Source organism: Methylosinus sporium (assembly GCF_003113265.1).
GTDB classification, from domain to species: Bacteria; Pseudomonadota; Alphaproteobacteria; order Rhizobiales; family Beijerinckiaceae; genus Methylosinus; species Methylosinus sporium.
In genome coordinates this window covers 64,164-90,471 of sequence record NZ_PUIV01000001.1, presented here as the reverse complement: position 1 = coordinate 90,471, position 26,308 = coordinate 64,164, and the positions used below count along the sequence as shown (strand labels likewise).

Genomic DNA, 26,308 nt, shown 5'->3' with positions numbered 1-26,308 from the left:
AGTCTCCTTATGAAGACGCCCAAAATCTCCATCGCAATGGCGACCTATAATGGCGGGAAATATATTTCCGAGCAGCTCGAGAGCCTGGCAAAGCAAACGATCGCCCCTTATGAACTCGTCGTATGCGACGACGGCTCGACCGACGCGACGGTTTCGATCGTAGAAGATTTCGCGGAGCGCGCGCCATTTCCGGTCCGGATATATGTCAACGATGAAAATCTCGGATACGCCGATAATTTTCTTGGGGCGGCGAGCCGATGTGCTGGCGACTGGATCGCTTTTTGTGACCAGGATGATGTCTGGCTGCCGAGGAAAATAGAGATCCTATCCAAAAAACTGAGAGAGGCCTCGAGCGCCGAATTGATGTGGATCGCTCATACGTCCCTCGTCTCAGATGAAAAGCTGAATTTGACTGGAGCCAGATGGCCCGACATCCCGCGCGACGCGCACAAGTCCAGGTCGACGCATTACGGATTTTTCGGCTGTGTCGGATTTTCGACGGTTTTCAACGCCAGGCTGGCGAAGTCTATAGACCATTCGCTGAGGCCCCGCATGTATTGGCCGATTTTCAATGGTCCGCCAGGACATGATCTCTGGATAGGAATCTTGGCGAACGCAATGGGCGACATGGCTTTCGTATCGGAGCCTTTGGCGATTTGGCGACGGCATGGACGATCGGCGACCGGCACTCCGACAAGGACATCTATCTTGGACGGCGCGCGCCGATCCATGATTGCGACAGATCCAGAGCACTATATTTTTTCCGGCGACATGGCGGCGGAAACGAGCAGTTGCTTCAAAAAAATCGCGCAGTCGTCGTGCGATCCGTTGATTTCCTCGAGAGCCTCGGAGGCGGCCGCACGCTTTCAGATCTTATCGGAGAATTTGACGCTGCGCGGCGCGCTATACAGGAAAACCGGGCATGTCGATCGCGCAGCCATTTGTTGGAAGCTCATATATAGAAATGCATATTTTGGAAAAGCGTTTCACTCGCTCGGAGCAAAGTCCTTCGTCAAGGACATGTTGTTTGCGTTTGGCGGCCTTTATTTATTGAGGCGATTGGCTTCCGCCGGGAGCCCCACGCATGATTAGCGTCGTTACGCCGACCTTGAACCGCGGCGGCTATCTCGAGCGTGTCTGGCGCGGGCTCGACCGCCAGACCTACCGCAACTTCGAATGGATTGTCGCCGACGACGGGTCGACGGACGGCACGGACGCCAAATTGCGCGATCTGGCGGAAAAGTCGCGCTTTCCCATCACCGTCATCAGCGCGAGCGAGCGTGTCGGCAAGGCGCGCATGGACAATGAGGCGATCAAGCGGGCTCGCGGCGAATTCATCATCTGGTGCGACTCCGACGATTATTTTCTGCCGCATGCGCTCGAGCGGCTCGTCTCTGTCTGGATGTCCATTCCGGAGGACGAAAGAGACGATTTCGTCGGCGTGACCGCGCTCTGTTCCGACAATCTCGGGGTGACGCCATCGGTGTTGCCGGATTCCGATTGCAGCTGGAACGATCTTTCGGAGCGCCACAAGGTCGTCGGCGATCTCGCGCTCTTCGCACGCGCCGACGCTTTGAAAGCGCATCCCTTCCCGGAGGTCGACTTCGTCATTCCCGAAGGAGTCGTTTGGACGACGATCGGAAACCGAAAGGCGAGGCCGTGTCCGGAGGTCGTCAAGATCGTCGAGTATCAGGCGCCCGGATGCATCTCATTCAGCGGGAAGATGGAGTATTCGCGTGGCCGCGCATACGCTTTGGCCATATGCGAGCGAAATCTCGCGCGCTATCCGCGGAGCTCGGGTCAGCGCCTATGGCGGGCGATCACCTTTCTTCGATATTGCTTTCACGGCGAAGTCGGACCGATGGAGGCTCTGAGTTTGTGGAGCTCGAATTCGCCCGCGTGGCTGATTGCTTCGATTTGGCCGATCGCATGGACGCTCGCGTTCCGCGATATCGCTCAGGGAAAGGTCGTAAAAACCCACCGGAAGTTTCTGTTCGCCGCGACGCGGGCAAAAATCACTACGAAAACCTCGGAAATGTGTCGCCTCTCGTGAGGCGTCGACGCGAGCGCCTCTTCGTCATCGAAGGCCTGAGCCCAGGAGGTCGTTTTCGCGGCGGACATGCGATCCAGTCGAAGAACGCGCATATCGAAAATGGAAAAGGCCATGTTGGATATTTATGTGTTTTCCTACAATCGTCCGCAGTTTCTCGATAACTGCCTGACATCCATCTCGCGCCACGCGCCGGGAGCGCGGGTCCGCGTTTTCGACGACAACAGCTCGGACCCCCGCGTCGCCGAGATTTTGAAAAAAAAAGCGGAAAGCGACTCGATCGAAGTTATTTTACATGATGGGAACGTGTTCGGGCTTCACGGAGGCCTCTATTGCAATATGCAACGCGCCTATGAGCATGGCCTAACCAATGATGTCGATATTGCTCTTTTTATTCAGGACGATATGCAGTTGGTGAGAGATGTCACGAATAGTGACTTGTGCAACATACGTGGATATTTTGCCGAGACGCCAGATGCGATCCAAATATACGTAAGTTTTCTCAAGGCGATAAATCATGATAAGACCGTCGATCAATTACATATATCACGACGTTGTGTGGCCTACCTTAATAATACATCATCTAAATGGGCGGCGTTTTTCTGCGATGTGGGCATATTTCATTTTGGCCGCATGAAAAATCTGCAGTGGAAATTCGAGCCGGGCGAGGGAGAAAACAATGCAAAAGCGCAAATAGATCGCCTGTGTCTAGGGTATTATGCATATCCATTTATGATGTACCTGCCCTATCCGACCACAGAATACTATAGAGTCAAGCCCCTCTTGCTCCGCGTTGCAGAATGGTGGGTCGGTTCCGGATTTTATCCCTACGACCCGATGTCCCCGGCCGATGTGCAGCGTCTTTTTCAACGTGAGCTCACGGAGCTACCAGAAGCAGAGGCCTATCTCGCGCCGCGTGGTCTCGACAAGCCCGAGCCTTGGCTCTTTGGCGGCGCCCTTATCGATCTGATTCAAACCGGCGGGGTGCAAGGCTGGATCGCTGGAAAATTGGGACGGATCATCAAGACGACGAACGACTGCAAAGCGGAGCTCGCGCATTTGGCGGAACTCCTTCCGTTCAGCGCCAAGCCCGCTTCGAACGTCGATCGGAAAGGATAGTGCGCCAGTGAAACGCCGCTCCCGACGCCGTGCATTGCGCCGCTCCGAACATTGCCACGAGGCCACCCTACCGTGATTTCCATCCTTCTCCCCAACCTGCGCATCGGCGGCGCCGAGCGCGTGTCGGTCGATCTGGCTCGAGAACTGGTGAGGCGCGGGCATAGTGTCGAATTCATTCTCATGCAGGCGCAGGGCGAACTTATCTCAGAACTGCCGCGTGGCGTCGAGGTCGTGGACTTGAACGCTCGTCATTACCGCAATCTTCTCGCGCCGCTCTCGGCCTATCTTCGCAGCCGCTCGCCGACCGTCTTGATAGCCAATATTTGGCCGCTCACCTCTGCAGCGGTTTTCACCAAGCTTCTCGCCCGTTCCCGAACCCGCATCGTCACCGTGGATCATTGCTCGCTGTCGGCGCAGTATTCGAACCATGGGCTGCTTCACCGGATGGGGCTGCGCGCCAGCATCGCGATGTTCTACCCCCATGCGAACGCGCGTATCGCTGTGTCGCATGGCGTGGCGCGAGACAGCAGCGCATTGGGTTTCCTCAAATGCGAGAGTTTCGATGTCGTCTATAATCCGGTTCCTCTCGCGCAAGTCCGGAACGAACCCGAGGAGCGGGTGGAAAAATTATGGGGCGATCGGAAGGGTCGTAGAATCATCACCGTGGGAACATTGAAGAGGCAAAAGAACCACGCGCTGCTCATTCGAGCTTTTCGCCGACTGCTCGATGTCTTCGATGCGAAATTGATGATTTTGGGCGCTGGAGATCTTTTCGAAGCGACGGCCGAACTCGCGCGGGCCGAAGGAGTTTCCGACAAGGTCGTCATGCCTGGAGCGACGTCGAATCCGACTCCCTTTTATCATTCCGCCGATCTATTCGTGCTGTCGTCGGATTATGAGGGGTTCGGCAATGTCGTCGTCGAAGCGCTGGGCTGCGGCTTGCCGGTCGTCTCCACCAATTGCCCGAGCGGGCCCGCCGAAATTCTCGAAAACGGGCGTTACGGTCGGCTCGTGCCGGTCGGGGACGCCGATGCGCTCGCTGAAGCCATGGCCGAAGCTCTCGAAGCGAAGCACGATCGCGAGGCGTTGCGGCGACGCGCGGCCGAGTTCTCGCCCGAACATGCGACAGATCAATATCTACATTTGCTTTTCCCCGCGTGTTCCAACTAGAGCGCTTACCGATCGAATGGAATTGTTCGATCGATCGGAATTCGCTCCCAAATAGAGAAATCTAGAACGAGATCCGATCGGATCGGATCACGTTCCGAGTCTCGAAGTAGGAAATATATGTGTGGGATAACGGGCTTATTCAAAGCTGGCGCGTTCGACGCGGGTGCGAATTGCATCGAGCGCATGACGCGCGCCCTGGGCCACCGCGGTCCCGACGGCGCGGGCGTCTGGATAGACTCGGAGGCCGGTATCGCGCTCGGACATAGGCGGCTGGCGATCGTCGAGCTTTCTGAGCGCGGCGCGCAGCCGATGCATTCGGCATGTGGACGCTACGTCCTCACCTTCAACGGCGAAATCTACAATCACGCGGCGCTTCGCGCGGAGCTCGAAAAAACGGAGAGGATCGCTTGGCGCGGAACCTCGGACACGGAGACGCTGCTCGCGGGATTTGCCGCCTGGGGCGTGAGGGGAATGCTCGAGAAATGCGTCGGCATGTTCGCGCTCGGCCTGTGGGACGAGGCCGAGCGGCGCCTGACTCTGGCGCGTGATCGGTTTGGAGAAAAGCCGCTCTATTACGGCTGGGCGGGGCGAGGAGAACGCCGCGCGTTCGTTTTCGGTTCCGAGCTCAAGGCTTTGCGCGCCTATCCCGGCTTCGACAGTGCGATCGATCGCGGCGCGGTCGAGTTGTTCATGCGCTTTTGCTATGTGCCGGCTCCTTATTCGATCTATGAGGATATCTTCAAGCTCGGGCCGGGACAGATTTTGACGCTCGAAGGGAGAGGGCTTTCGCGCGAGCAGCTCGTCGTCGAGTCTTATTGGAGCGTCGAGCAGGCGGCGCTGAGCGGCGTCGCCGATCCGATCGAAGACGAGCGAGAGGGGCTGGAGAGGCTCGAGCAAACGCTTCGCGAGGCCGTTCACCTCCAGCTCGTCGCCGATGTGCCGCTCGGCGCTTTTTTGTCCGGCGGCATCGATTCCTCGACGATTGTCGCGCTGATGCAGCAAGAGTCGCGGCGCCCGGTGAAAAGCTTCACTGTCGGCTTCGACGAGGCGGCCTTCGACGAATCTTCGCACGCGGCCGCAGTGGCCCGTCATCTCGGCACCGACCACCACGAGATCCGGGTTGCGCCGCACGACATCCAGGCCGTCATCCCAGAGCTTCCGACGACCTATGACGAGCCGTTCGGCGATAGTTCGCAAATTCCGACCCGGATCATTTGCGCGCTCGCGCGACAATCCGTCACCGTGGCGCTTTCCGGCGACGCCGGCGACGAATTGTTCGGCGGATATGATCGCTATTTGGTGGGGCCCGCGTTTTGGCGATGGGCGGGACTGGCTCCCGCCGGCTTGCGGCGTGCAGTGGGGATCGGCATCGGCCGAATTCCGTTCGAGCGATGGAACGCCCTCGGTCGATCGACTCCGCTGCGAACGCGAGTCGATCTGCTCGGCGACAAGGCGTACAAGCTCGCGAGCCGCCTGAAAAATGTCGCTTCTGTCGACGAGCTCTTTCATAGTCTGGTGACGCAATGGAATGTCGGAGACGCGCCCGTCGTCGCGACGTCGCTCTTGCCGACGCGCCTCGACCACGAAGGGAGCGAGGCGCAGCTCGCGCAGCCGGAGCTTCGGATGATGCTGCTCGATACGCTCACCTATCTGCCCGACGATATTTTGACGAAGGTCGACCGCGCGTCCATGGCGGTGGCGCTCGAAACGCGGATGCCGTTCCTCGATCACCGCGTCGCGGAAGTCGCCTGGCGATTGCCCCTGTCGATGAAGATCAAGGGCGGCAGAAGCAAATGGGCGCTGCGTCAGGTCCTTCACAAATACGTGCCGGAACGTCTCGTCGAGCGCCCCAAAGCCGGCTTCGGCGCGCCTGTCGGACAGTGGCTGCGAGGCCCTTTGCGGGACTGGGCGGAGACCTTGCTCGCCGAAGACAGGCTTCGCGACGACGGCTATCTCGATCCGGCGCGTGTGCGAACGCTGTGGCGAGAGCACCTCTCCGGCGAGCGCAACTGGACCGAGCGCCTTTGGAACGCGCTGATGTTTCAGGCATGGCTGGAGGCGGAAAAAGCCATGCGCGGTGAAGCGATGCAAAGCGAGCTGGAACGATGATCCCTGCGCGGAGGCCGGGCGTTCTCTACATCACTTACGATGGCGTGCTGGAGCCGCTCGGCCAGAGTCAGGTGCTCGCCTATCTGGAGCGCCTGGCGACGGATTGGCCGATTTTTCTCATTTCTTTCGAGAAGCGGCGAGATCGGGAGGACGGCGAGCGCATGGCCGCCATGCGCGAGCGTCTGCGGCGCGCCGGCGTCTCCTGGACTCCACTCGCCTATCACAAACGGCCTTCGGCGCCTGCGACGGCCTTCGATATTTGCGTGGGAATATCGATCGCGCTGCTTCTCGTCGCACGGCGTCGAATAGGCTTCGTGCATGTGCGCAGCTATGTGCCCGCGCTGATCGCCCTGGCGGTGAAAAAAGCGACGGGCGTGAAGCTCTTGTTCGATATGCGCGGGTTTTGGGCCGATGAGCGCATCGACGGCGGTCTGTGGCCCGCCGACGGGGTTCTCTACAAAACTGCGAAATCGCTCGAGCGGAATTTCCTCGAAGCCGCAGACCATGTCGTCACATTGACGCGCGCTTCGGCGCGCGAGCTCGAGACCTTCTCTTATTTGATCGATCGGATGCCGCCCTTGAGCGTGATCCCGACATGCGCGGACCTCGATCGCTTTCGGCCGCGGAGCCGTCGTCCCGAGGGTCCTTTCGTGCTCGGTTACGCGGGATCGATCGGCACTTGGTATTTGTTCGACGAGTTTCTCGCTTTCTATAGCGCGCTGCGCGCTCGCCGTCCCGATGCGCGGCTTCTCATCGTCAGCCAGTCGGAACGTCGGGCGATCGAGGCCGCCGTGGCGCGGGCCGGTCTCGATCCCGCAACGGTCGAGCTCGTCGCTGCGGATCCGCGAGACATGCCGACGCTGATCGGGCGGATGGATGCGGGCGGAGCGATCATCAAGCGCTCCTATTCCAAAATCGCCAGCGCGCCGACCAAGCTCGCGGAATATCTCGGCTGCGGAATTCCCTGCGTCGGCAATGTCGGCGTCGGCGACATGGCCGAGATTCTCGAGGGCCGCGAGGTCGGAGTCGCCTTGACGGATTTTTCGCCGGCGGATCATGCCCGCGCTGTCGACCGTCTGCTGGCGCTCCTCGACCGAGTCGACATCCAAAGCCGTTGCGTCGAAACCGCTCGCGACTTGTTCTCGCTCGACGCGGGCGTCGCCGCCTATCACGAAATTTATTCGAAGCTTTCCGCCTCTTCGTAAGCGACTCTTCCGACGATGAGGAGGGCGGACGAGACATTGGACAGTCGATGAAGCGAATGAAGCTCTTGATGCTCACGCGCTATGACCGTCTCGGAGCGAGCAGTCGAGTGCGAAGCCATTTGTATCTGCCCTGGCTGAAGGACGCCGGGATCGATGCGACAGTCTCGGCGCTGTTCTCGGACGACTATGTCAGCAGATTGCAGCGTGGTCAGAAGCGATTGTCCGAGATAGCGACCGCCTATCCGGCGCGTCTTCGCGCCCTCGGCGAGGCGAAGGATTTCGAGCTGATTTGGATCGAGAAAGAAGCTTTGCCCTGGTTGCCGTTCTGGATCGAAGCCAATCTCTTCCCGAGGGACGTTCCCTATGTGCTCGATTACGACGACGCGATTTTTCATTATTACGATACGCATGAGCGGCGTTTCGTGAGAGCCGTGCTCGGCGGGAAGATTCCGGCCCTGATGCGAGGCGCCGAGCTGGTTCTGGCAGGTAATCGATATTTGGGCGATTTCGCACGTAGATCGGGAGCGCGGCGTCTCGAAATTCTTCCCACCGTGATCGATCTGCAACGCTATGGCGAGGAAGCGCTCGCACGAAGATGCGATCGCGCGGAGCCGCCTCTCATCGGCTGGATCGGCCAACGCGCCACCGCGCCCTTGTTGCTGCCGTATCGAGATTTATTCGCTCGAATGTCGGCGAGCGGGATCGCCCGCTTCGCCGCGGTCGGGATCGATGCGGCGGCGCACGGATTATCCATGGAATCCGTTCCGTGGACCGAAGAGACCGAAGTCGCGTCGGTCGCTCGATTCGACATTGGAATCATGCCGCTCGTCGACAAGCCATTCGAGCGCGGGAAGTGCGGATACAAGCTCGTCCAATATATGGCCTGCGGTCTACCGGTTGTCGCATCGCCGGTCGGCGTCAATCGACAGCTCGTCGAGCATGGCGTGAATGGGTTCTTGGCGGAAACCATGGAGCAGTGGGAATCCTCTCTCCGCGCGCTGCTGTTCGACGCCGATCTGCGCCGGCGCATGGGGCAGGCGGGGAGGCGGAAGGTCGAACGTGAATATTGTGTTCAAGTCACCGGACCGAGATTTGCGTCCTTGCTGATGGAAGCGGCGGGACGACGCGTCGATCACGACACATTTTCGAAAACTCACTGAGATGTGGCTGTATTGGACGATGTATCTGTTGCCGGCGGGAGCGGCGCTATTCGCGGGACGATCTGGACGCGGCGCCGCGATGAGGGAGATGGCGCCGAGCTTCACATGGGGCTCGGTGTGGCTGGCGCTGACGATCGTCATCGGATACCGCTATCGGGTCGGCGCCGATTGGTTGAACTATCTCGCTCAGATGGAGGCGATCGGCGGTCTGTCGCTGGGCGACATTCTGACGAAGTCCGATCCCGGTTATGGCGCGCTCAATTGGCTCAGCGTGGAAATGGGATGGTATATTTATGGCGTCAATCTGATCTGCGGAGGGGTTTTCGCTTTCGGCCTGATCGCGTTCTGCCGGACGCAACCGAGGCCTTGGCTCGCGCTGTCGGTTGCAATTCCCTATCTGGCGATCGTGGTGGCGATGGGCTACAGCCGTCAAGGCGTCGCGCTGGGGCTGGAAATGTTGGGCCTCATCGCGCTGAGCCGCGGGTCCACGATCGAATTCGTCGGATGGCTGGCGTTGGCGGCCACATTTCACAAATCGGCGATTGTCGTCCTGCCGATCGCCGCCCTCGCCGGCGCACGCAACCGGTACTTGACCATCGCTTGGGTCGCAGTCGTCGGCGTGGCGCTCTACCTGCAGTTCCTGGCGAAGGACGTCGACTATTTTTATAAGAACTACATCGAGGCGCAATACCAATCCGAAGGGGCGATGATCCGCCTTCTGATGAATGCGCTGCCCGCCGCCTTGTTTCTGATCTGGCGGAAGAGATTTGATTTCGGCCATGCGCAAGCGCGTCTGTGGACCTATTTCGCGCTATTGTCGCTCGTCATGCCCTTTGTCGTCTTGGCGTCTCCGTCGAGCACGGCGGTCGATCGCATCGCGCTCTATTTGTTGCCGCTTCAATTGGTCGTATTCGCGCGATGGCCGGATGTCGTCGTGAATCGTGGAGCGCGCGGCGTCCAGAAAGAGCCGATCCGCCGTTCGTCGGAACGTTTCGGATCCGCGGACAAAGAAACCTCGCTGATATTGGTGTCGAGCGTGCTGCTCTATTATGGAATAGTCGAATTCGTTTGGCTGAACTTTGCGAAGCTCTCCATCACATGGTTGCCTTACCGATTTTATCCCCTGGAAGACTCGTTTTGAAGCCGACCTTCGCTCGGCGCGTTTCCATGTCAGACAGGATATTCCATTGAAGCTCCTCTTTTTCGCGAATACCGATTGGTATCTTTTCAATTTTCGCCGCTCTCTCGCAGCGAAGTTGCGCGACGAAGGCCATGAAGTGGTTCTGGTTTCTCCCCCCGGTCCTTATGCGGAAAAGCTGCGGCAGCTCGGCTTCCGACTGGTTCCGGCCCCGATGGATCGCGCCAGCCTCAATCCGCTGCGTGAATTGGCGCTGATCGGTTGGCTATGGCGATTGATGCGCCGAGAACGGCCCGATGTCGTGCATGGATTTACGGTGAAATGCGCCATCTACGGCGCGCTCGTCGGGCGAATGCTCGGAACCGGAAGCGTCAATGGAATCGAGGGCAGGGGCTATGTCTTCGTCAGCGACGCCTTGAAAGCGCGATTGCTGAGGCCCGTGCTCTGCTCATTGCTTCGCGCGTCGATGGGCGGCCGTCGTAGCCGGCTGATCTTGCTGAACTGCGATGATGTTTCCTTTTTCGAGCGCGCGCGCATCGTCTCGGCGCAGAAGATTCGACTGATACGCGGACCCGGAGTCGATTGCGCGCAGTTCTCGGCGAGCGAGGGCGCTTCGCATCGCGATCTCGGTCCGATGCGCGTCGTGCTCGCGGCCCGATTATTATGGGACAAGGGGATCGCAGAGTTCGTGGAGGCGGCGCGTTTATTGAGGCGAGAGCACAGGCCTCTGCAATTCCTGCTCGCGGGCGCTCCAGACAAAGGCAATCCCGCGGCGGTTCCGGAAGAAACGATACTCGGATGGCAGATGGATGGGCTCGTGCAGTGGCTCGGGCATGTGAACGACATGCCGACGCTCTACAGAGGCGCCGACATTGTGGTGTTGCCGAGCTATTACGGAGAAGGGCTGCCGAAAAGCCTGATCGAGGCCGCCGCTTGCGCGCGGCCGCTGATCACGACCGACATGCCGGGCTGTCGGGAGGTCGTGACGCATGAGAAGGACGGCCTGCTGGTGCCGCCGCGCGACGCCGCGGCGTTGGCGCGCGCGATCGCGCGCTTGCAAGACGATCCAGCGCTCGCGCATCGTCTGGGGGCGGCGGCGCGAGCGAAGGCGCTGGCGGAGTTCGACGAACGTATCGTGATCGCCCGGACCTTGGCGGTTTATCAGGAGGTCCTATCGGAAGGATGATCTACGCTTCGTCGGGGAAACGACGGCCGCGCTCCCCTCGATGCAGGCGAGGAGGACGTCTCGGACTCGCGCTTCGAGCCGCGTCGGGAAGTCACGCTCGGCTCGAGCCGAGCCGAGCGCCTTCTTCGAGCCGATCGGCCCGATTCATCGAGCCAGACCAGCCTCGGAGCAAGGCGTGAAGCTCGAGTCTTTCCATGTTTCATTGAAGCACGGAAAGACTCGAGGCCTTTTGTTTTGATGCGTTTCCAACGCCGAACCGGTGTCCGCTTCGGTTGGAAACGCTCTCGCCGTCGGGCTCGTCCATCATGCGACGAGCTTCGGGACGAGCGTCGATCGATTACACCTGCCAATAGACGCCGGTGAAATCGATGGTCTCGATTTCTGGCTCTAAGGACCGAGCCGCGAGAAAGTCGTGGACGGCTTTTCGACAGGATGGCCAGGAATTGTAATCATCGACGATGACATACCCGCCCGGACTGACCTTGTGATAGAGATTTTCGAGCGCGTCCATGGTGGAGCTGTACAAATCGCCGTCGAGCCTCAGAATGGACAATTGGTCGATCTTCGCCGTTGGAAGCGTGTCGCAGAACCAGCCCTGGAGGAATTCCACCTGGCCGTCCAGGAGATCGAATTTCCTGAAATTCTCCTTCACCTGTTCCAGAGAGACTTTCAGGTAGGCGACGTCGCTCAAGTCCCATCCGTCAGTGTCGTTTTTCGGCTTCGGCAGCCCTTCGAAGGAATCCGCCACCCACACTTTTCGAGAGGACTCGCCATAGGCTTTCAACAAGGCGCGCATGAAAATCGTGGTCCCGCCTCGCCAAGCGCCAGTCTCGATGAAGTCTCCGGGAATTCCGTTCGCCAAAACATCGTCCACGCAGCTCTGCACATTGTCCAATCTCAGATGCCCCGCCATCGTGTAGCCGAAAAGAGGCCAGTCCCTGCCTTCATGACGTGACGAGCTGTCGAGCGGCCGACGCTTCACGATCGAAATCGCGCGCTTGTTCAGCTCCGCCAGGATGAGGTTCCTGATCGGATTCTTGGAGGCCGATACGCTCTCCCAGCCGCTCTCGTCATAGACAGAAGCGGTCAGCGTCTTCTTCATCAAGTCGATGTAGAGCTGTCTGGCGTCATGACCGTTTTGCATCGCTTCACTCACTGCTGGAAATAAAATAGCTGCTGCGATTTCGTTCAAAAATCCCGGCTCTGCTTCCGAGTGATTCTCGTCATTCGAAAACGCATTGCGTCACGCAGCGTCTTTCAAAGCAATAGCCTCGCCCTTCAATCGGGCGAAAAGGCTTTTGATATTCTGATCGATAGCGAATGCTATGGCCGAGGTGGAGACGGCGAAAGCGGAGGCGATCAGCAGAGACTCGAACAGGCCCGGTCGCACGAGCCGAACTAGGACGAAGGCCGTCATAACACATCCGAAAGGCAAGACGAGCTGTGCGTAGCGTGTTTTTTCGAATCTCATCATCGCCAGCAAGAAAAGCAAATGCACGGGAGCGCGGGCGACCCATGCGTATGCGGAGCCTTCTATGCCGAAATGCCTGGTCGCCAACCAGAGCACGAGCAGGAACGGAAAGAGCTCCAGCGCCAGATATTTTGAAATTATGTCTGGGCGTCCCTGTCCCTGCAAATGCGCGAACGGAAGAAAAGCGATTCCGTTGATCCATGCGCCGATCATCAGTATCTCGGCGATCGGCGCCGCGACCACGGCGAAGTCCGGCCCCATCCATAGATTCATGAATGGTCCGATGAGAACGATCGCGACAGAGCAGGCGACGGCGTAGCCATGGGCGAGCGTGCCGATCGCGCTTTCGGTCAGCCGTCGCGCATCGTCTCCCTGCAAGCGAGACATGCGCGGAAATAGCGTTCTGGACAGAGCCGCGGCAAAAATTTGCGTTCGTAGCACCACGTTCAACGGAACCACATAATAGGTGACGGCCGCCAAGCCGAGCGCCGAGCCGATCACCAATTGGTCGAGAGACACGATCAAGGGGGCCAAGAAATTGGTCACGCTGATCCATCCGCCATAATTCAGCAATGCGCCTGCGCGGGGGCGATCGAAGCTCGTGAGGCTCAGCGGCCCCTCGCGTCGAATCACGAACGCCAGCATCAGGAGAAACAGCGGAAAGCGCGCCAGTACCGCGGCGGGAACGACAACCGAAAGGCTCGGCGAAACGAGCACGGCGCAAAGGACGGGAAGCACTTGGCCGACGATGGAGCCGGCTATCTGCAACGCGTTGATCGTCAGGAATCGCTCGCGCGACTCGAGCGCTCCGCTCGCCACGCCCGTCAGGAGCGTCATCGGAACCACGCAAGCCAGCCACGGAAACACGCTGTCGAGCTCGCCTTCGAGCTCGGGAGGCACATCGAGCAGATATTGGAGAAAAACCCTGCCGCCGATGTAGAGAACCAGTCCGCCGGCGACGCCGAGGGCGAGATTGATCGCAAAGGCCGTCACCAGTATCGATGAACGCTCCCGCGCCTCTTCATGCTTTGCGAGCGCGTTGGCCGAGGCGCGCGACATGCCGAGGTCGAGAAAGCCGAAATAGCCGAGCAGCACCCAGACGATCGACAACGCCCCGTAGCGCGCCGCTCCGATGTGCGAGACATAGATCGGGACAGTGACCAGTGCGATGATCAGCGGCGCGAGCGCGCCGGCCACGTTGAACATGAAATTCGTGCGAATTCCGCGAGCGTTCATAGGCCATCCGATTGCAGGCGGCTGGATCGTCGATGTCGAAGCGCGCCACGCTTCCGCCCCTCGGGTGAATCGTCTCACCCGATCGTCTTCTGAGATGCGACGCCGGCGTGGAGGCGCGCTGACGCCGTCGATCTCGGCGCGATCGTTTTCGCACCCCATCGATTTCGGGGCGAGTGAGGTTTTGTTACTAGGTAGCGGTTCCGGGGGTGCGTCGCCGACGCCGAGTCGGCGTCCGGCTCGGCTGGAAACATTTGCGATCGATCGAGCGCTATCGCTCTCGCGCGGCGAGGTCGACGAAGCCGCGGCCCTCGCGATCCTCGATCTCGACCAGCCAGAGATCGGAGTCGAAGGCGATTTCCTTGCGCGCGCGCTCCTCGGCCTCGAGCGGCGTCACCCATTCTTCCGAATGCAGCCGGGCGAAGAGGCGGTCGACTCCTTCGGGAAGGTCGACGCTCTGCGGCGCCGGGCCGAGCAGCGCCGCGCGTCCGTCCAGCCGATCGATCTTGACGAAGATCGCGCCGGCCTCCTCGGAGCCGCGACGGCGCAGCATGGCGATCGAGCCGGCCGTCTCGGCGCGGCGGATGAGAGCGGAGACAAAGAAGTCTGAGCGCAGACGCATGAGTTCTTTTCAGCCGATCGAGGCCGTCCGCGCAAGGGCCTTCACCGACGACTGGGCTTTCACCGACGACCCCGTCAATGCGCGACGAGGCGCGCTCGGGTCTGCTCCAGCTTGTGCAGCAGTTTCGGCGTCACCGCGCCGGTGACGGGGAGGCGATTGTCGCGCTCGAATTTCTCGATCGCCTGCTTGGTCGCGCCGCCCATCCTGCCGTCGGCGTTCAGCGCATAGCCGAGCTTGGCGAGCGCGCGCTGGGCGGCCAGCACATTCTTGTCGGCCTCATCCGTCTTATGGGCGTCCTTCTTGGGCGCGAGCAGCGCGCCGATCGCGTCGCGTTTCTCGGCCTGCGTCGACTCCGGCTTGGCTGTGGGCTTGGCCGTCGGCTTGGTCGCGGACATGGCGACGGCCGCGGCATGAGCCGTCGGCGCGGGCTGGATCGCCGGGGGCTGCGCCGGGGCCGCCACGGCCTGCGGGCGTGCGGGCGGGAGCGGCGCCTGCGCCTCGGCGGCAGCGCGCGGCTCGGGGGCGAAGGAGCGGAACAGCGGCGCCGGATGGCGTCCGTCCTGGAAATAGAGCGCGTTCAACGGCACGCCGATCGCCGTCGCGCCGGCGAGGCAGAGGAAGACGATCCCGCGCCTGCGGCCGCCGAACAGTCTCGTCAGCGGGCCTTTTTCGGCCTTGGCGCTGGCCTTGGAGCCGCGGCCGCGCCGCGTTTCGCCGCGATCCTCGTCGCGGAGCAGGAAATCATGATTGGCGCCGGCGAGAGCTTCACGCAATTTTCTTCACCCTGTCTTCGGTCGCCTCGAACTCGTCGGCGGGACGGATGACGCCGCGGCGGGCGATCGTCTCGATCCTGGCGAGAACGGGGGCTTTGTTCTGAAAGGGACGGCAATCGAGCGGCAGGCGCACGGTGACGCTGGTGCCGCTGCGCGGCGCGCTTTCCACCGCAATGGTTCCGCCATGCAGGCCGACGAGGCCGCGCACCACGGAGAGGCCGAGGCCGGTGCCTTCATAGGCGCGATCATGACTGGCGCTGGCCTGGAAGAAAGGATCGCCGAGCCGGCCGAGATCGGAGGCGGAAATGCCGATGCCGCTGTCGCTGACGGAGAGCGCGAGGCAATTGCCGTCCGGAGCGAGGCGAATGCGCACGCGGCCATTGGCGGGCGTGAATTTCACCGCATTGGAGAGAAGATTGATGATGATCTGTTTGCAGGCGCGCTTGTCGCCGACGATCTCCTCGAGCCGCTCGCCATAATCGCGCGCGAGCGTCACCTGGCCCTGCTCGGCCTTCAGCTGCATCATGCTCACGCATTGCTCGACGAGCTCGGGCAGAGAGAAAGGCTCGGGCGAAAGCTGCATGGAGCCCGATTCGATCTTCGACATGTCGAGAATCGTATTGACGACGGCGAGCAGATGCTGGCCCGAATTGCGGATGATCTCCGCATATTCGCGGCGCTTGGCCGGATCGGCGGGCGCGAGCTGCTCGCTCGCCAGCATTTCCGAGAAGCCGATGATGGCGTTGAGCGGCGTGCGCAGCTCATGGCTGACATTGGCGAGGAAGCGCGTCTTGCCGGCGGCGGCCATCTCGCTCTCGCGGCGCGCCGCTTCGATCGTCTCGGCGGCGTGACGCTGCGCCGTCACATCGCGCAGAATGCAAACGACGCCGGCCGCGCTTTCCCCCTCGGCGGCCTCCATCTGGCTGCTGCGCGCCTCGAAGAAATGAAACACCGGCTCGAGGAACTCGCCCTGCTCGTTGCGCGAATGGCCGATGCGCAGCCGCAGCGTCGCCCGTATCGTCTCGCCGGTCGCTATGGCGTCGGAGACGAGCTTGAGAAAGGCCGGGCGGTCGCCGACATGGACGCGCTGGAAAAAGCCGCGTCCCATCAATTCGCGGGCGTCGAGGCCGTAAGCCTCGGCCGCGTCGCCGATGAGGGAGGAGACCGCGCCGCCTTCGTCGAAGCCGATGACGAGATCGCCGGCGGCCTCCGAGACGAGCCGCAGATCGCGGGCGCTGCGCGCCTCCGCCTGCGAGCGGATCGTCTCGACCCGCGCCGCACAGCGGGCGAGCAGAACGACATAGAGAACGAGAGGCGCCGCGAGCAGCGTCTCGAGAAATCCGCCGCCGTCGGCCGCGGTCAGAGCGGCGGAGGCCAGAACCGCCAGCGCCCCGAAGGCGACGGTCGTGACCAGAGTGAGATCGAGCGCGAGCGTCGCCTCGATCAGGGCGAGCGCGCCGAACGGCGCCGCGGCGCCGGAGTGCTCGCCGGCCGCGAGGCAGGCGGCCGCGAGCGCGAGCCAGCCGAAAGCGGCGATCGACTGCGCGACCTTCAGATCGTCGAGGCGCAGCAGAGCGACCACCGACAAGAGCGGCAATTGCGCCAGAGCGAAGATCGCGCTCTCGCCGAGCGTCGGCGCGCCATGGACGACGATCCACAGCGGGGCGGCGATGAGCACGCCAGCGGCCAGGGCCAGATGCGAGAGGAGGAAGGCTTCGCGCCGCGCGCGCTCCATCGAATCGATCGGGCGTCCGGATTGCGCCAGACGCTCGATCCACTCGCTCGACACGGCCGCCCAAGGTGCAGTTGGCTTACGCAAATTCACGCTCCCGATCGAGCCCAATGTGACAAATCGGTGTTAAGTGACTGCTAAACCGACCATAGAAATGGAAGAAATCCGTTTTCGTCGGGGACGGAAAGCGGCTTATGGTTTGCGACTTCTTAGCCCTCCGGCCCCGCTCGCGCCGGCGTGTTTCGCGACACTCGACATTTACGAAGCGGTAAGGGACGCAGGCGAACGTTTCGCCGACGCGCGGCGGCTCCGCGTCGGCGAAGCGAGGCGGCGATCGTGGGATTCTTGCTCAAAACTCTGTTTTTTTTAGGGGTGGTCTGTCTCCTCGTCATGCGTGACGCGGACCACGATCCGGCCCCGCGCGAGCGCGCCGCGCCGGCGCGTTTTCCCGCCGCGGCTCGGGCCGAGCCGGCTTCGAGCGCCGAGCGCAAGGTCTCGCCGGTCGAGACGGCGCGCGGCGCCCTTTCGGAGCTCGCGGAAGAGGCGGCGGGCCGAATCGCCGCCGTGGCCCGCGATCATTGCATGGCGTATCCGATGGAATGTCTGCGGGCGGCCGAGCGAATCGGCCGGGCGACGGCGCCGGTCGAGCCGCCGCGGCGCCCCACTGGCCTCGGCGCGGCGCCGTGATTGCATCGACGCAGGCGATCGAGCCAATGCGCCGGCGATTGCGCCAAAACGGACAGTGGCCATATAAAAGTCGGCATGGCGTCTCCAGCGGGCGAGCGAACAATGGTGATAGACGAGATCATCGGCAATTTCGAAATGCTCGACGAGTGGGAGGACCGGTATCGATATCTCATCGAGCTCGGCCGCACTCTGGAGCCGCTGCCGGACGAAGCCCATACGGAAGAGAACAAGGTTCGCGGCTGCGCGAGCCAGGTGTGGCTGGAGAGCAAGGTGATCCGCGAAGGCCGCGGCGCGCCGATCCTCTCGCTGCGCGGCGACAGCGACGCCCATATCGTGCGCGGGCTCGTGGCGCTGATCCTGGCGCTGTATTCCGGCCGGCCGGCCGATGAGATCGCCGGTCTCGACGCCATGCCGCTGTTCACCGAGCTCGGCCTCGCCCAGCATTTGACGCCCCAGCGCAGCAATGGCGTCCGCGCTATGGTCGAGCGCATCAAGAACGAAGCCCGCGCCGCTCTCGCGGCGTGATTTGCCCGTCGCTCGCGAACGGGGTAAATCCCGCCCGGGCGTGACGGAGCATGACTGAAAACCCGCATCTGACCTTCGTCCTCGGCGGGGCCCGCTCCGGCAAGAGCGGCTTCGCGGAGCGGCTCGTCACCGCCGGGCCCGGTCCCTGGACCTATATCGCCACCGCGCAGGCTTTCGACGAGGAGATGCGGAGCCGCATCTCCGCGCATAGAGAGCGGCGCGCCGGCGATTGGCGCACGATCGAAGCGCCGCAGGCGCTGGCGCAGGCCATTGGCGAGGCTCCGGCGGAGCATCCGCTGCTGGTCGATTGCCTCACGCTCTGGCTGAGCAACCGCCTGCTGGCGGAGGCGGATCTGCGCGCCGATCGCGCGGCGCTGCTCGAAGCCCTCGCCGAGCGGCGCGCGCCGACCGTCGTGGTCTCCTCCGAGGTCGGCCTCTCCATCGTGCCGGAGAATGCGCTGGCGCGGCGGTTTCGCGACGCCGCCGGCGAATTGCATCAGGCGGTCGCCGGCGCTGCGGGGCGGCTCTATCTCGTCGTCGCCGGTTATCCGCTCGCGGTGAAGTGACGCGCCGCCATGCGCGCGGTCGCTTTCTCCAACATGGCCGGATCGTCCATGGCGCGAGCGAGCAGCACGCCGCCCTCGAAAGCCGCGAGAATCGCCTCCGCCTCGGCGGCGTCGCCGCGCAGCGCGACGCGCAGCCAGGCCAGCGTCTCGGCGAAGAAGCGCCGCGCCTCGGCGCCGACCTCGGAGGGCAGGCCGCCGACCTCCGCCGCCAACATGCCGAAAAGGCACATGCGCTTCTTCTCGGCCACGGTGCGGCGGAACATTTCCGCGAGCATCCCCACCGCCTCCACTGGCGTGCGGGTCAGCGGATCGCCGAGTTCCTCGACGCAGAGATCGGCGTAGCGCCGCGCCACCGCGGCGACCAGCGCCGGCTTGGTGGGGAAAAAATAATGGACGCTGGCGCTCTTCACTCCGACATCGGCGGCGATGTCGCGAAAGCTCACGCCATTATAGCCGTAGCGGCAGAGCCGCTCCTCCGCGCTGTCGAGAATTCTCGCGGCAGTCCCTTCGCCGCGTCGCGCCGTCGCCATCCCGTCTCCCCCTTTCCTCGGAGAGGAAGCGCCATTGACAGGCCCTTCGTCAATGGCGCATGGTTCACCTATCATCTGATAGGTAAGCGCTCATCGCAAGGAGGGAAGGCCATGTACGACATGCAGAATGTGAAGCGGCTGAAAGCGGTCGGCGAATCGGCGCCCACGGCCTGGGAGGCGTTCAAGCAATTCGACGCGGCGGCCATGGCCGAGGGCGCCATCCCCAAGAAATACAAGGAGCTGATCGCCCTCGCCGTGGCCATGACGACGCAATGCCCCTATTGCCTCGAAATCCATCGCAAGCAGGCGATCGCCGCCGGCGCGACCGAGGCCGAGCTCGCCGAGACCGTCTTCATCGCCGCCGCGCTGCGCGCCGGCGCCGCCGTCACCCATGGGACGCATATCGCCGGCATGGAGTGAGTCTTTCCCGACAGATTTCGCCCGAGCTCATTGCGCCGCGAGCCGATCGGCCGCGGCGATTATTTCCGCCAGAGTGAAATCGGTGCGGCCCGCAAAGCTCTGAAAGATCGCCTCCAGGCGCGGCAGATCGGCGAGGCTCTCGAGCCCGAGCCGCAGATCGGGCCGCGCGACCTCCGCCGGGGCTTTCAGGCTCAGCGGGCGATAGATGCGGCTGTTCTCGCGCAGAAAGGCGGGGCCGCGGCGACGCTGCTCCGGCTCGCCGCAGCGCTTTTCCGCCTCGGTCAGCGCCGCGGCGGTGAAGCCGTCGATCTCCATGCCGCGCGGATAGGCCGGCGCCAGCGTATTGCCGATCCAATCCAGCATTCCATCGGTCATTTGCAACAGATCGGCGACTTGCGTGACGAGCGCCGGATCGATCAGCGGATTGCGGGCGTCGAGCGAAATCCCGCCCTTGGCGCCCGCCGCCGCCATCGCCGCGAGCTGGCGGCCGATGAGATCGTCGCGCCCGCCGGTCTGGCAGGGCGTTCCACGCGCGGCGCAAAAATCGCGAATCGGCGCGTCTTCCGGCTCGTCGCTGGTGGTCACGACGATTCCGACGAGTTTTTCCGCATGGGTCAATCGATCGAGCAGCCGCCCGAGCAGAGGCCCGCCGGCGAGCGGCGCCAGCGCGCCGGTCTCGCGGCCGTCCTGCATCGTCGTAGCGGAAATAATGGCGAGGACGTTCATGAACGCCGCCTTTCATCGCAGAGCGCAGCCGCCCACAGCGGCCTTTCCGCACGCAGCAAAAGCAAGCGATGCGCCATGTCGCCGACAGGTTCGTCGCGACGCGAAGCTCTCGCCGCGTAAATCGGCTTCATAAGCGGGCGCCGGAGCCCTTATGCTGAACCGCGAATCGGCGCGGAGCGCGCGCCGCGATGCGGAAAGGATGGCGATGTCGGGGACTGCTGCGTTCCAGTGGGGCGAATATCGCGAGGCTCTGCTGTTTTTGGGCACGGCGGGCGTCGTCGCGCCGCTGTTTCATCGATTGCGCGTCAGCCCCATCATCGGCTTTCTGCTGGCCGGCGCGGCGCTCGGGCCCTTCGGCCTCGGCAAACTCGCGGAGCGTCACGAATTTCTCTCCGCCATCGCGCTGAGCGATCTCGAGGGCGTCGCCAAAATCGCCGAATTCGGCCTTGTCTTTCTCTTGTTCATGATCGGCCTCGAGCTCTCCTGGGAGCGCCTCGCGCGGATGCGGCTGCTCGTCTTCGGGCTCGGCCTGTCGCAAGTCGTTCTCTGCGGCGGCGCGATGGCGGCGGCGGGCGTGTTCTGGGCCGGGCTCGGCCCGGCTCCCGCGGCGCTGCTGGGCGCGGCTCTCGCAATGTCGTCCACGGCGATCGTCATTCCTCTGCTCGCCGAGCGCCGGCGCCTCAATCGCGCCGCCGGCCGCGCCGCTTTTTCGGTGCTGCTGCTGCAGGATCTGATGGTCGCGCCGCTCTTGTTCCTCATCTCCTTTCTCTCCGAGCCCCATGCCGAGACCGAAGGGCTGAAGGCGCTGCTCGCCTTTCTGCCGGCGCTCGCGGCCATGGCCGCGCTCATCGTCGGCGGCCGCCTTTTGCTGCGGCCTTTGTTCCATCTCGTCGCGGCGGCGCAATCGATCGAGCTCTTCACCGCGACGAGTCTGCTGGTCATTATCGGCGCCGGCGTCGCCAGCGCGGCGGCGGGCTTTTCGATGGGCATGGGCGCCTTCATCGCCGGCCTGCTGCTCGCCGAGACGGAATATCGCCGCGAGATCGAGGTGACGATAGAGCCGTTCAAAGGACTGCTGCTCGGCCTCTTCTTCGTCTCCGTCGGCGCCGGGCTCGATTTCGATCGCGTGATCGAAGATTTGCCGCAGGTGCTCGTCATCGCCATAGGCGTGATCGCGATCAAGACGCTCGTCGTCTTTCTGCTCGGCCGCGCGTTTCGGATGCGTCCGCGCATAGCGGCGGAAGTGGCGCTGCTGCTCGCGCCCGGCGGCGAATTCGCCTTTATTCTCGGCGGCGCGGCCATCGCCTCCGGCGTGCTGCCGAGGAATCTCGGCGCCGACGCGATGCTCGCCGTGACGCTCGGCCTGTTCGCGCTGCCGGCGCTGGCGCGGCTCGGCGAATGGCTCAATCCCGGCCGCCGTCTGCAAGACGACGAGGCCGAATTCGCGCATCTCGCGCCGGAAGGCGATGTCGCCGCCGGCAAAGTGGTCATCGTCGGCTATGGGCGCGTCGGCGCGCTCATCGGCGATATGCTCGGCCGCCACGAGATTCCTTTCGTCGCCGTGGACAATGACGTCAATCTCGTCGCGCAGACGCGTGACAAGGGCGTCGATATCTGCTGGGGCAATTGCATGAGGCGCGAGTTTCTCGTGCTGCTCGGCGTGGCGCAGGCGCGCGCTCTGGTGGTGACGGTGGAAAATCCGCAGGCGGCGCAGGAGATCGTGCGCCTCGCCCATCAGGAGCGCGCCGATCTGACGATCGTCGCGCGCGCTCGCGACGCCTGGCACGCCACGGATCTCTATGAGCTCGGCGCCAGCGACGCGATACCGGAGACGATCGAGGCGAGCCTGCAACTCGCCGAGACGGTGCTCGTCGATGTCGGCGTGCCCATGGGCTATGTGATCGCCTCCATTCACGAGAAGCGCGACGAATATCGCAAGCTTTTGCAGCCGACCGGCGAGGCGGCGCGCCAGCGCGCCGATCGCGCCTCGACCCGGCTTCTGGAACTGAAGAAGCGGCGCGCGCGGCCGGCGCAAGGGCTGGAAGACGAAGCGTAGCGACGCGTCCAAATCCCGGGCTCAATCTTCCGCGATCGCGCGCAAGAACTCCTCCGCCGCGATGACGCTCTCGCCATCGAGCGTCCGGGTGACGGCCAGACGCCGCAACACGGCGTCGCTCGCCACCGCGCGCGGAGCGAGACGGCGGCGCTTGGCGATATCGAGACGCAGCCGGATCAACTCGCGAAAGAGCCGCTCCTCGGCCACGCTGAGCCGCTCCTCTGTCGGCTCGACGGAGAGGCCCGGCGCCACGGCGGGGATAGGCGTCTCCTCCGGCTCGTCCAGGCTCTCGGAGTTGGCGCCGGAGAAACGCGCGAGCGCCGCCACGCGCCAGCCGAGCGTCACCTGCCCGGCGCGGCGCGGCAGCGCCAGCAGGCCGCCGCGGCAATTGTCGCAACGGCCGCAGCGGCCGCTCTCCTCGCCGAAGGCGGCGAGCAGCGTCTGGAAGCGGCAGGAGGGGGTGAGGCAGAGCCGGGCCATGGCGCGACGGCGCTCCGTCTCTCCCAAAGCGATGGGATCGTCGGCGGGCGGCGCGAAGCCGAAGCGGCCGGCGAGCTCGCGCGGATCGAAAAGGGCGAGCGCGTCGGCGGGCAGGCCGTCGCGGCCGGCGCGGCCGATCTCCTGATAATAGGCCTCGATCGAATCTGGCGTATCGGCGTGGAAAACGAAGCGCAGGTCTTTTTTGTCGACGCCCATGCCAAAGGCGATGGTCGCGACCATGGTGACGCCGGCGCGCTCGAAGAAAGCGTCCTGATGCGCCGCGCGCGTCGCCGCATCGAGGCCGGCGTGATAGGCGAGCGCGTCGAAGCCGAGCCGGCGCAGCGTCGCCGCCATAGCGTCGGCCTTGCGGCGCGAATTCACATAGACGACCCCGCTCTCGCCCTCTCGCCGGCGCAGGAAGCGCGTCAGCCGCCCCAGCGCATCGCCGCGGGGAGCGAAGGAGAGGCGCAGATTGGGCCGCGAGAAGGAGGAGACGAAAACCTCCGGCTCGCGCGCGAACAGGCTGGCGATGATGTCGGCGCGCGTGCGCGGGCCGGCGGTCGCCGTCACCGCCAGCACCGGCGCGCCGAGCCGCGCGGCGATCGCGCCGAGACGGGCGTAATCGGGCCGAAATTCGTGACCCCAATGCGAGACGCAATGCGCCTCGTCCACCGCGAGCAGCGCGACTCCGGCGCCGCGCAGAAGCTCGATGGTTCCGTCTTTGGCGAGGCGCTCCGGCGCGAGATAGACGAGCCGCGCCCGTCGGTCCGCTATGGCGGCGACGGCTTCGCCATAATCCTCCTCGCTCTCTCCCGAGTGGAGCGCGACCGCGGCGACGCCCGAGCGCTCGAGGCCGCGCAATTGATCGCGCATCAGCGAGATGAGCGGCGAGACGACGACCGCCGGGGCGATCCCCATCGCCGCCGGCAATTGATAGAGCAGCGATTTGCCCGCGCCTGTCGGCATCACCGCGAGGACGTCGCGCCCCTCGAGCAGAGCGGCGACCGCCGCCTCCTGGCCGGGAAGAAAATCGTCATGGCCGAAGCGTGCGCGCAGAATGCGCCGCGCTTCGTGCAGATCGGCGGGAGCGCGGCGCAAGGCGGCTCAGATCGACGCGGCGCGCGGGACGAGCACCGAAATGCGCGCCAGCTCCGAGAGGCTCTTGGCGCGCATTTTCACCATCAGCCGGGCGCGATGGACCTCCACCGTGCGCACGCTGATGCCGAGCTCATGGGCGATGATCTTGTTGGGCCGGCCGTCGAGCACGCCGACCAGCACCTCGCGCTCGCGCGAGGTGAGGCTCGCCAGACGATCGCGCGCGGCCGCGGCCTCGGAGCCGAGGCCCCCGGCTCCGCCGCGTCCGCCCAGAGCGTGGCGCACGGAGTCGAGCAGAGACTCGTCGTCGAAAGGCTTCTCGAGCAGATCGACGGCGCCGGCCTTCATCGCCTGGACAGCGAGCGTCACATCGGCATGGGCGGTGATGACGATGACCGGCAGATCGAGGCCGCGGGCCTCGATCTCCGCGAGCAGCTCCAATCCGCTGATCTCCGGCATACGCACGTCGGTGACGACGCAGCCGCCTTCGCCCCGGCCGACGCTCGCCAGAAAATCGCGCGCGGAGGCGTGGGCGCGCACGTCGAAATCTTCCGTCTTCAAGAGAAGCTTCAGGGAATCGCGGACGGCGGCGTCATCGTCGACGATATGAACGATGGCCGGCGCGCTCGTCATAGCCGGCCTCCGCCGCGCCGAGACCGGCCGTCGCCTGAAAAGCCGAGATCGAAAAAACCGTTCGGTCGCATCGAGAATAGGGTCCGACCACCCGGGCGGTTCTGCGCCCCGACAGGCGCTGTCGAGCCGGGATGATCCTATGCGGCGGGCCGATTGGCAATAGCCCCGGGCCTCTGGTCACATCTCTGGTCCGGAGCGCCGACGAAAATCGACGAAGAGGGCGGCGGCGCGGTCAGCGCTCGCCCCGCTGATAGAATAGGCGCGAGCCGAAGCGGGCGATGATCGGCTCGCCGCCTCGCAGCGGCTCCGCCGACTCGCCCCGCGAAGAGCGCCGGCGTCCTTCGCGCGCGGACTCCCGCGCGAAGGAGAGCACCACTCCCGGCTCGCGCAAAGCCCCGCCGCCGGAGGCGCAACCGCGCCGGACGTCGAGGTAATGGCCGAGCAGAGCGGCCTCGAAGGTCGCCTCGGCGGCACGCGGACGGGCGACGATGCCGGCCTCCGGATGGGCGGTGAGCAGCAGCCGCAGCACGATCATGAGATCGGCGGCGCGCGCGGTCACGCCGAGATCGAGAAAGCCGCGCAGATCCGCGACGATCATCTCGCGCACGGCGGAAAGTCCGCGATGGCCGTTGAGCAGATAGCTCTCGAGCAGCGCGTCATGCTCGGGAGAGGGGCTGGCGCCGAGAACCAGCTCGTGTGAAGCCAGGCCCGCCTGGGCCGCGCATTGCGACACGGTAATCATGGGACGCTCCTTACGCGTTACGCAAACTCGTTACAGTTCGATGGAGATGCGGTCAGCCGGCGACAAACGATGCGCGGCTGTCGGCGAATGGGCAAAGGGACCGGACGAGCGGATCGCAATAGACGAGACGCCGGAAGAATTGCTTCAAATTGATCGGTTGCGTACGGAGATAAAATTGATGGATGGATGTCATCTGCGCCAAATCTCCCTGGTCGGCCGGATCGCGGCAGGCCTTGTAGATCGTCAATACTTGTTGCTCGGCAAAACCAAAATTAGGACATGTACTTATACGCCGCGCACGCGCCGCGGGCTACGAGCAAACGTATTATTTTTCAATATGTTGAATGGGGGCTGCAAGGCGCGTCCGGAGCGCTTTTCTGCGATGTTGGACGAAAGAACAGAAAACTCTATTCATTTATCGGTCCAATATACTACAAATCTATTCAAATTCGATCTATTCGAGCCGCGCGCTGAAGGCGACGCTCGCCGGGAATGGCCCGAGTCTAATCGCGAAAGGCGGAGACGCCCCAGATTTCCCAAGCGACATAGGCGACGAGTCCGCCGCCGAATAGGAGATGCACGAGCAGCGCCCGCGTGTCGGGCCAAAAGCCCAGCATCCAGGGCGAGATCACGAGCCACACGCCGACGATGAGATATTCGGGCGCTTCGCTGTCGTCGAGCTCCGCGAAAGCGACGGCCGAAAGCGCCAGCAGGATGACGGCCGAGAAGCTCGTCGCCAGCGTCGCCATCCAGCTCGTGTAGTGGAGGATCCAGGGCGCGAGCAGCAATATCGCCGCGACGGCGAGGCTGCTCCAATCGGGAGTGTGAGAGATGCGCTGCGTCGGCATGGATGCCTTCCCGCCCGCCCAGCCTTTGGACG

At 63.4% G+C, this 26,308-nt stretch carries 25 protein-coding genes; 14 read left to right on the top strand and 11 right to left on the bottom strand.

Annotated elements, in window-relative coordinates:
- Positions 1 to 9: 9 nt before the first annotated feature.
- From C5689_RS00390 to C5689_RS00350, 9 genes are all read left to right on the top strand, one after another.
- Entirely contained in the window at positions 10 to 1,092 is a 1,083-nt protein-coding gene (locus C5689_RS00390) for a glycosyltransferase (RefSeq protein ID WP_108915297.1), read from the top strand.
- Positions 1,085 to 2,053 carry a glycosyltransferase family 2 protein gene (locus C5689_RS00385; RefSeq protein ID WP_108915296.1) on the top strand — a complete coding sequence of 323 codons (969 nt, stop codon included), beginning with the start codon at positions 1,085 to 1,087 and terminating at the stop codon, positions 2,051 to 2,053. Before C5689_RS00390 ends, C5689_RS00385 begins: the two co-directional genes overlap by 8 nt.
- Positions 2,054 to 2,164: 111 nt before the next feature.
- A complete protein-coding gene (locus C5689_RS00380) occupies positions 2,165 to 3,169 on the top strand; it encodes a glycosyltransferase (RefSeq protein ID WP_158271718.1) in 1,005 nt (334 codons plus the stop codon).
- A 72-nt stretch (positions 3,170 to 3,241) separates the two neighbouring features.
- A complete protein-coding gene (locus C5689_RS00375) occupies positions 3,242 to 4,339 on the top strand; it encodes a glycosyltransferase (protein WP_108915294.1) in 1,098 nt (365 codons plus the stop codon).
- Between the two features lie 117 nt (positions 4,340 to 4,456).
- A complete protein-coding gene (gene asnB / locus C5689_RS00370; RefSeq protein WP_108915293.1) occupies positions 4,457 to 6,448 on the top strand; it encodes an asparagine synthase (glutamine-hydrolyzing) in 1,992 nt (663 codons plus the stop codon).
- The gene (locus C5689_RS00365; protein ID WP_108915292.1) at positions 6,445 to 7,653 is read left to right on the top strand and encodes a glycosyltransferase; all 1,209 of its coding nucleotides are present in this window, start codon (positions 6,445 to 6,447) and stop codon (positions 7,651 to 7,653) included. The genes asnB and C5689_RS00365 overlap by 4 nt, the downstream gene beginning before the upstream one ends.
- Before the next feature lie 107 nt (positions 7,654 to 7,760).
- On the top strand, positions 7,761 to 8,813 hold the full coding sequence (locus tag C5689_RS00360) for a glycosyltransferase family 4 protein (protein WP_206605347.1): 1,053 nt from the start codon (positions 7,761 to 7,763) through the stop codon (positions 8,811 to 8,813).
- A gap of 79 nt (positions 8,814 to 8,892) precedes the next feature.
- Positions 8,893 to 9,954, top strand: a complete 1,062-nt coding sequence (locus tag C5689_RS00355) for an EpsG family protein (RefSeq protein WP_158271717.1) — start codon at positions 8,893 to 8,895, stop codon at positions 9,952 to 9,954.
- Positions 9,955 to 10,000: 46 nt separating this feature from the next.
- Positions 10,001 to 11,137 carry a glycosyltransferase family 4 protein gene (locus C5689_RS00350; protein ID WP_108915289.1) on the top strand — a complete coding sequence of 379 codons (1,137 nt, stop codon included), beginning with the start codon at positions 10,001 to 10,003 and terminating at the stop codon, positions 11,135 to 11,137.
- A 337-nt stretch (positions 11,138 to 11,474) separates the two neighbouring features.
- Here C5689_RS00350 and C5689_RS00345 read toward each other — a convergent pair whose 3' ends face one another.
- The 5 genes from C5689_RS00345 to C5689_RS00325 all read right to left on the bottom strand — a co-directional run bounded on the left by C5689_RS00345 (position 11,475) and on the right by C5689_RS00325 (position 17,061).
- On the bottom strand, positions 11,475 to 12,329 hold the full coding sequence (locus C5689_RS00345) for a TylF/MycF family methyltransferase (protein WP_206605346.1): 855 nt from the start codon (positions 12,327 to 12,329) through the stop codon (positions 11,475 to 11,477).
- 51 nt (positions 12,330 to 12,380) lie between these two features.
- Positions 12,381 to 13,844, bottom strand: a complete 1,464-nt coding sequence (locus tag C5689_RS00340; protein ID WP_158271716.1) for a flippase — start codon at positions 13,842 to 13,844, stop codon at positions 12,381 to 12,383.
- A gap of 268 nt (positions 13,845 to 14,112) precedes the next feature.
- Positions 14,113 to 14,463 (bottom strand): DUF1491 family protein, encoded by a 351-nt coding sequence (locus tag C5689_RS00335; protein ID WP_108915286.1) that lies wholly within the window; start codon positions 14,461 to 14,463, stop codon positions 14,113 to 14,115.
- Positions 14,464 to 14,537: 74 nt separating this feature from the next.
- Positions 14,538 to 15,236, bottom strand: coding sequence for a peptidoglycan-binding domain-containing protein (locus C5689_RS00330; protein ID WP_108915285.1), 699 nt, complete (start codon positions 15,234 to 15,236; stop codon positions 14,538 to 14,540).
- Positions 15,229 to 17,061, bottom strand: coding sequence for a sensor histidine kinase (locus tag C5689_RS00325; protein ID WP_244594513.1), 1,833 nt, complete (start codon positions 17,059 to 17,061; stop codon positions 15,229 to 15,231). The genes C5689_RS00330 and C5689_RS00325 overlap by 8 nt, the downstream gene beginning before the upstream one ends.
- A 243-nt stretch (positions 17,062 to 17,304) precedes the next feature.
- Between C5689_RS00325 and C5689_RS00320 the strand changes: the two genes are divergently transcribed.
- The 3 genes from C5689_RS00320 to cobU all read left to right on the top strand — a co-directional run bounded on the left by C5689_RS00320 (position 17,305) and on the right by cobU (position 18,746).
- Positions 17,305 to 17,655: a hypothetical protein gene (locus C5689_RS00320; protein WP_146188287.1), complete on the top strand. Its 351-nt coding sequence runs from the start codon at positions 17,305 to 17,307 to the stop codon at positions 17,653 to 17,655.
- A gap of 102 nt (positions 17,656 to 17,757) precedes the next feature.
- Entirely contained in the window at positions 17,758 to 18,180 is a 423-nt protein-coding gene (locus C5689_RS00315; RefSeq protein ID WP_108915283.1) for a SufE family protein, read from the top strand.
- A gap of 50 nt (positions 18,181 to 18,230) precedes the next feature.
- The gene (gene cobU, locus C5689_RS00310; RefSeq protein WP_108915282.1) at positions 18,231 to 18,746 is read left to right on the top strand and encodes a bifunctional adenosylcobinamide kinase/adenosylcobinamide-phosphate guanylyltransferase; all 516 of its coding nucleotides are present in this window, start codon (positions 18,231 to 18,233) and stop codon (positions 18,744 to 18,746) included.
- Here cobU and C5689_RS00305 read toward each other — a convergent pair.
- A complete protein-coding gene (locus tag C5689_RS00305; RefSeq protein WP_108915281.1) occupies positions 18,725 to 19,276 on the bottom strand; it encodes a TetR/AcrR family transcriptional regulator in 552 nt (183 codons plus the stop codon). The two genes, cobU and C5689_RS00305, sit on opposite strands and share 22 nt — an antisense overlap.
- Positions 19,277 to 19,387: 111 nt before the next feature.
- Here C5689_RS00305 and C5689_RS00300 point away from each other — a divergent pair, with 111 nt between their 5' ends.
- The gene (locus C5689_RS00300) at positions 19,388 to 19,696 is read left to right on the top strand and encodes a carboxymuconolactone decarboxylase family protein (protein WP_108915280.1); all 309 of its coding nucleotides are present in this window, start codon (positions 19,388 to 19,390) and stop codon (positions 19,694 to 19,696) included.
- A gap of 27 nt (positions 19,697 to 19,723) precedes the next feature.
- Here C5689_RS00300 and C5689_RS00295 read toward each other — a convergent pair whose 3' ends face one another.
- Positions 19,724 to 20,422 (bottom strand): glycosyltransferase family protein, encoded by a 699-nt coding sequence (locus C5689_RS00295; protein ID WP_108915279.1) that lies wholly within the window; start codon positions 20,420 to 20,422, stop codon positions 19,724 to 19,726.
- A 205-nt stretch (positions 20,423 to 20,627) separates the two neighbouring features.
- On the opposite strand from C5689_RS00295, the gene C5689_RS00290 reads away from it, so the two are divergent.
- Positions 20,628 to 22,478, top strand: coding sequence for a cation:proton antiporter domain-containing protein (locus C5689_RS00290; RefSeq protein WP_108915585.1), 1,851 nt, complete (start codon positions 20,628 to 20,630; stop codon positions 22,476 to 22,478).
- A gap of 21 nt (positions 22,479 to 22,499) precedes the next feature.
- On the opposite strand, the gene C5689_RS00285 is transcribed toward C5689_RS00290, so the two are convergent.
- From C5689_RS00285 to C5689_RS00265, 4 genes are all read right to left on the bottom strand, one after another.
- Positions 22,500 to 24,056, bottom strand: a complete 1,557-nt coding sequence (locus C5689_RS00285) for a RecQ family ATP-dependent DNA helicase (protein ID WP_108915278.1) — start codon at positions 24,054 to 24,056, stop codon at positions 22,500 to 22,502.
- A 6-nt stretch (positions 24,057 to 24,062) separates the two neighbouring features.
- Positions 24,063 to 24,686 carry a response regulator transcription factor gene (locus C5689_RS00280; protein ID WP_108915277.1) on the bottom strand — a complete coding sequence of 208 codons (624 nt, stop codon included), beginning with the start codon at positions 24,684 to 24,686 and terminating at the stop codon, positions 24,063 to 24,065.
- A gap of 232 nt (positions 24,687 to 24,918) precedes the next feature.
- The gene (locus tag C5689_RS18670) at positions 24,919 to 25,428 is read right to left on the bottom strand and encodes a hypothetical protein (RefSeq protein ID WP_174800228.1); all 510 of its coding nucleotides are present in this window, start codon (positions 25,426 to 25,428) and stop codon (positions 24,919 to 24,921) included.
- A gap of 503 nt (positions 25,429 to 25,931) precedes the next feature.
- Complete coding sequence (locus tag C5689_RS00265; protein ID WP_158271715.1) at positions 25,932 to 26,276, bottom strand: SPW repeat protein; 345 nt, start codon at positions 26,274 to 26,276, stop codon at positions 25,932 to 25,934.
- Positions 26,277 to 26,308: the final 32 nt, after the last annotated feature.

What these genes read in the sequence shown, in the direction of transcription:
- C5689_RS00390 (WP_108915297.1), top strand. Translation starts at nt 10, where the DNA reads ATGAAGACGCCCAAAATCTCCATCGCAATGGCGACCTATAATGGCGGG.
- C5689_RS00385 (WP_108915296.1), top strand. Translation starts at nt 1,085, where the DNA reads ATGATTAGCGTCGTTACGCCGACCTTGAACCGCGGCGGCTATCTCGAG.
- C5689_RS00380 (WP_158271718.1), top strand. Translation starts at nt 2,165, where the DNA reads ATGTTGGATATTTATGTGTTTTCCTACAATCGTCCGCAGTTTCTCGAT.
- asnB (WP_108915293.1), top strand. Translation starts at nt 4,457, where the DNA reads ATGTGTGGGATAACGGGCTTATTCAAAGCTGGCGCGTTCGACGCGGGT.
- C5689_RS00365 (WP_108915292.1), top strand. Translation starts at nt 6,445, where the DNA reads ATGATCCCTGCGCGGAGGCCGGGCGTTCTCTACATCACTTACGATGGC.
- C5689_RS00355 (WP_158271717.1), top strand. Translation starts at nt 8,893, where the DNA reads ATGAGGGAGATGGCGCCGAGCTTCACATGGGGCTCGGTGTGGCTGGCG.
- C5689_RS00340 (WP_158271716.1), bottom strand. Translation starts at nt 13,844, where the DNA reads ATGAACGCTCGCGGAATTCGCACGAATTTCATGTTCAACGTGGCCGGC.
- C5689_RS00335 (WP_108915286.1), bottom strand. Translation starts at nt 14,463, where the DNA reads ATGCGTCTGCGCTCAGACTTCTTTGTCTCCGCTCTCATCCGCCGCGCC.
- C5689_RS00315 (WP_108915283.1), top strand. Translation starts at nt 17,758, where the DNA reads ATGGTGATAGACGAGATCATCGGCAATTTCGAAATGCTCGACGAGTGG.
- cobU (WP_108915282.1), top strand. Translation starts at nt 18,231, where the DNA reads ATGACTGAAAACCCGCATCTGACCTTCGTCCTCGGCGGGGCCCGCTCC.
- C5689_RS00305 (WP_108915281.1), bottom strand. Translation starts at nt 19,276, where the DNA reads ATGGCGACGGCGCGACGCGGCGAAGGGACTGCCGCGAGAATTCTCGAC.
- C5689_RS00300 (WP_108915280.1), top strand. Translation starts at nt 19,388, where the DNA reads ATGTACGACATGCAGAATGTGAAGCGGCTGAAAGCGGTCGGCGAATCG.
- C5689_RS00295 (WP_108915279.1), bottom strand. Translation starts at nt 20,422, where the DNA reads ATGAACGTCCTCGCCATTATTTCCGCTACGACGATGCAGGACGGCCGC.
- C5689_RS00290 (WP_108915585.1), top strand. Translation starts at nt 20,628, where the DNA reads ATGTCGGGGACTGCTGCGTTCCAGTGGGGCGAATATCGCGAGGCTCTG.
- C5689_RS00280 (WP_108915277.1), bottom strand. Translation starts at nt 24,686, where the DNA reads ATGACGAGCGCGCCGGCCATCGTTCATATCGTCGACGATGACGCCGCC.
- C5689_RS18670 (WP_174800228.1), bottom strand. Translation starts at nt 25,428, where the DNA reads ATGATTACCGTGTCGCAATGCGCGGCCCAGGCGGGCCTGGCTTCACAC.
- C5689_RS00265 (WP_158271715.1), bottom strand. Translation starts at nt 26,276, where the DNA reads ATGCCGACGCAGCGCATCTCTCACACTCCCGATTGGAGCAGCCTCGCC.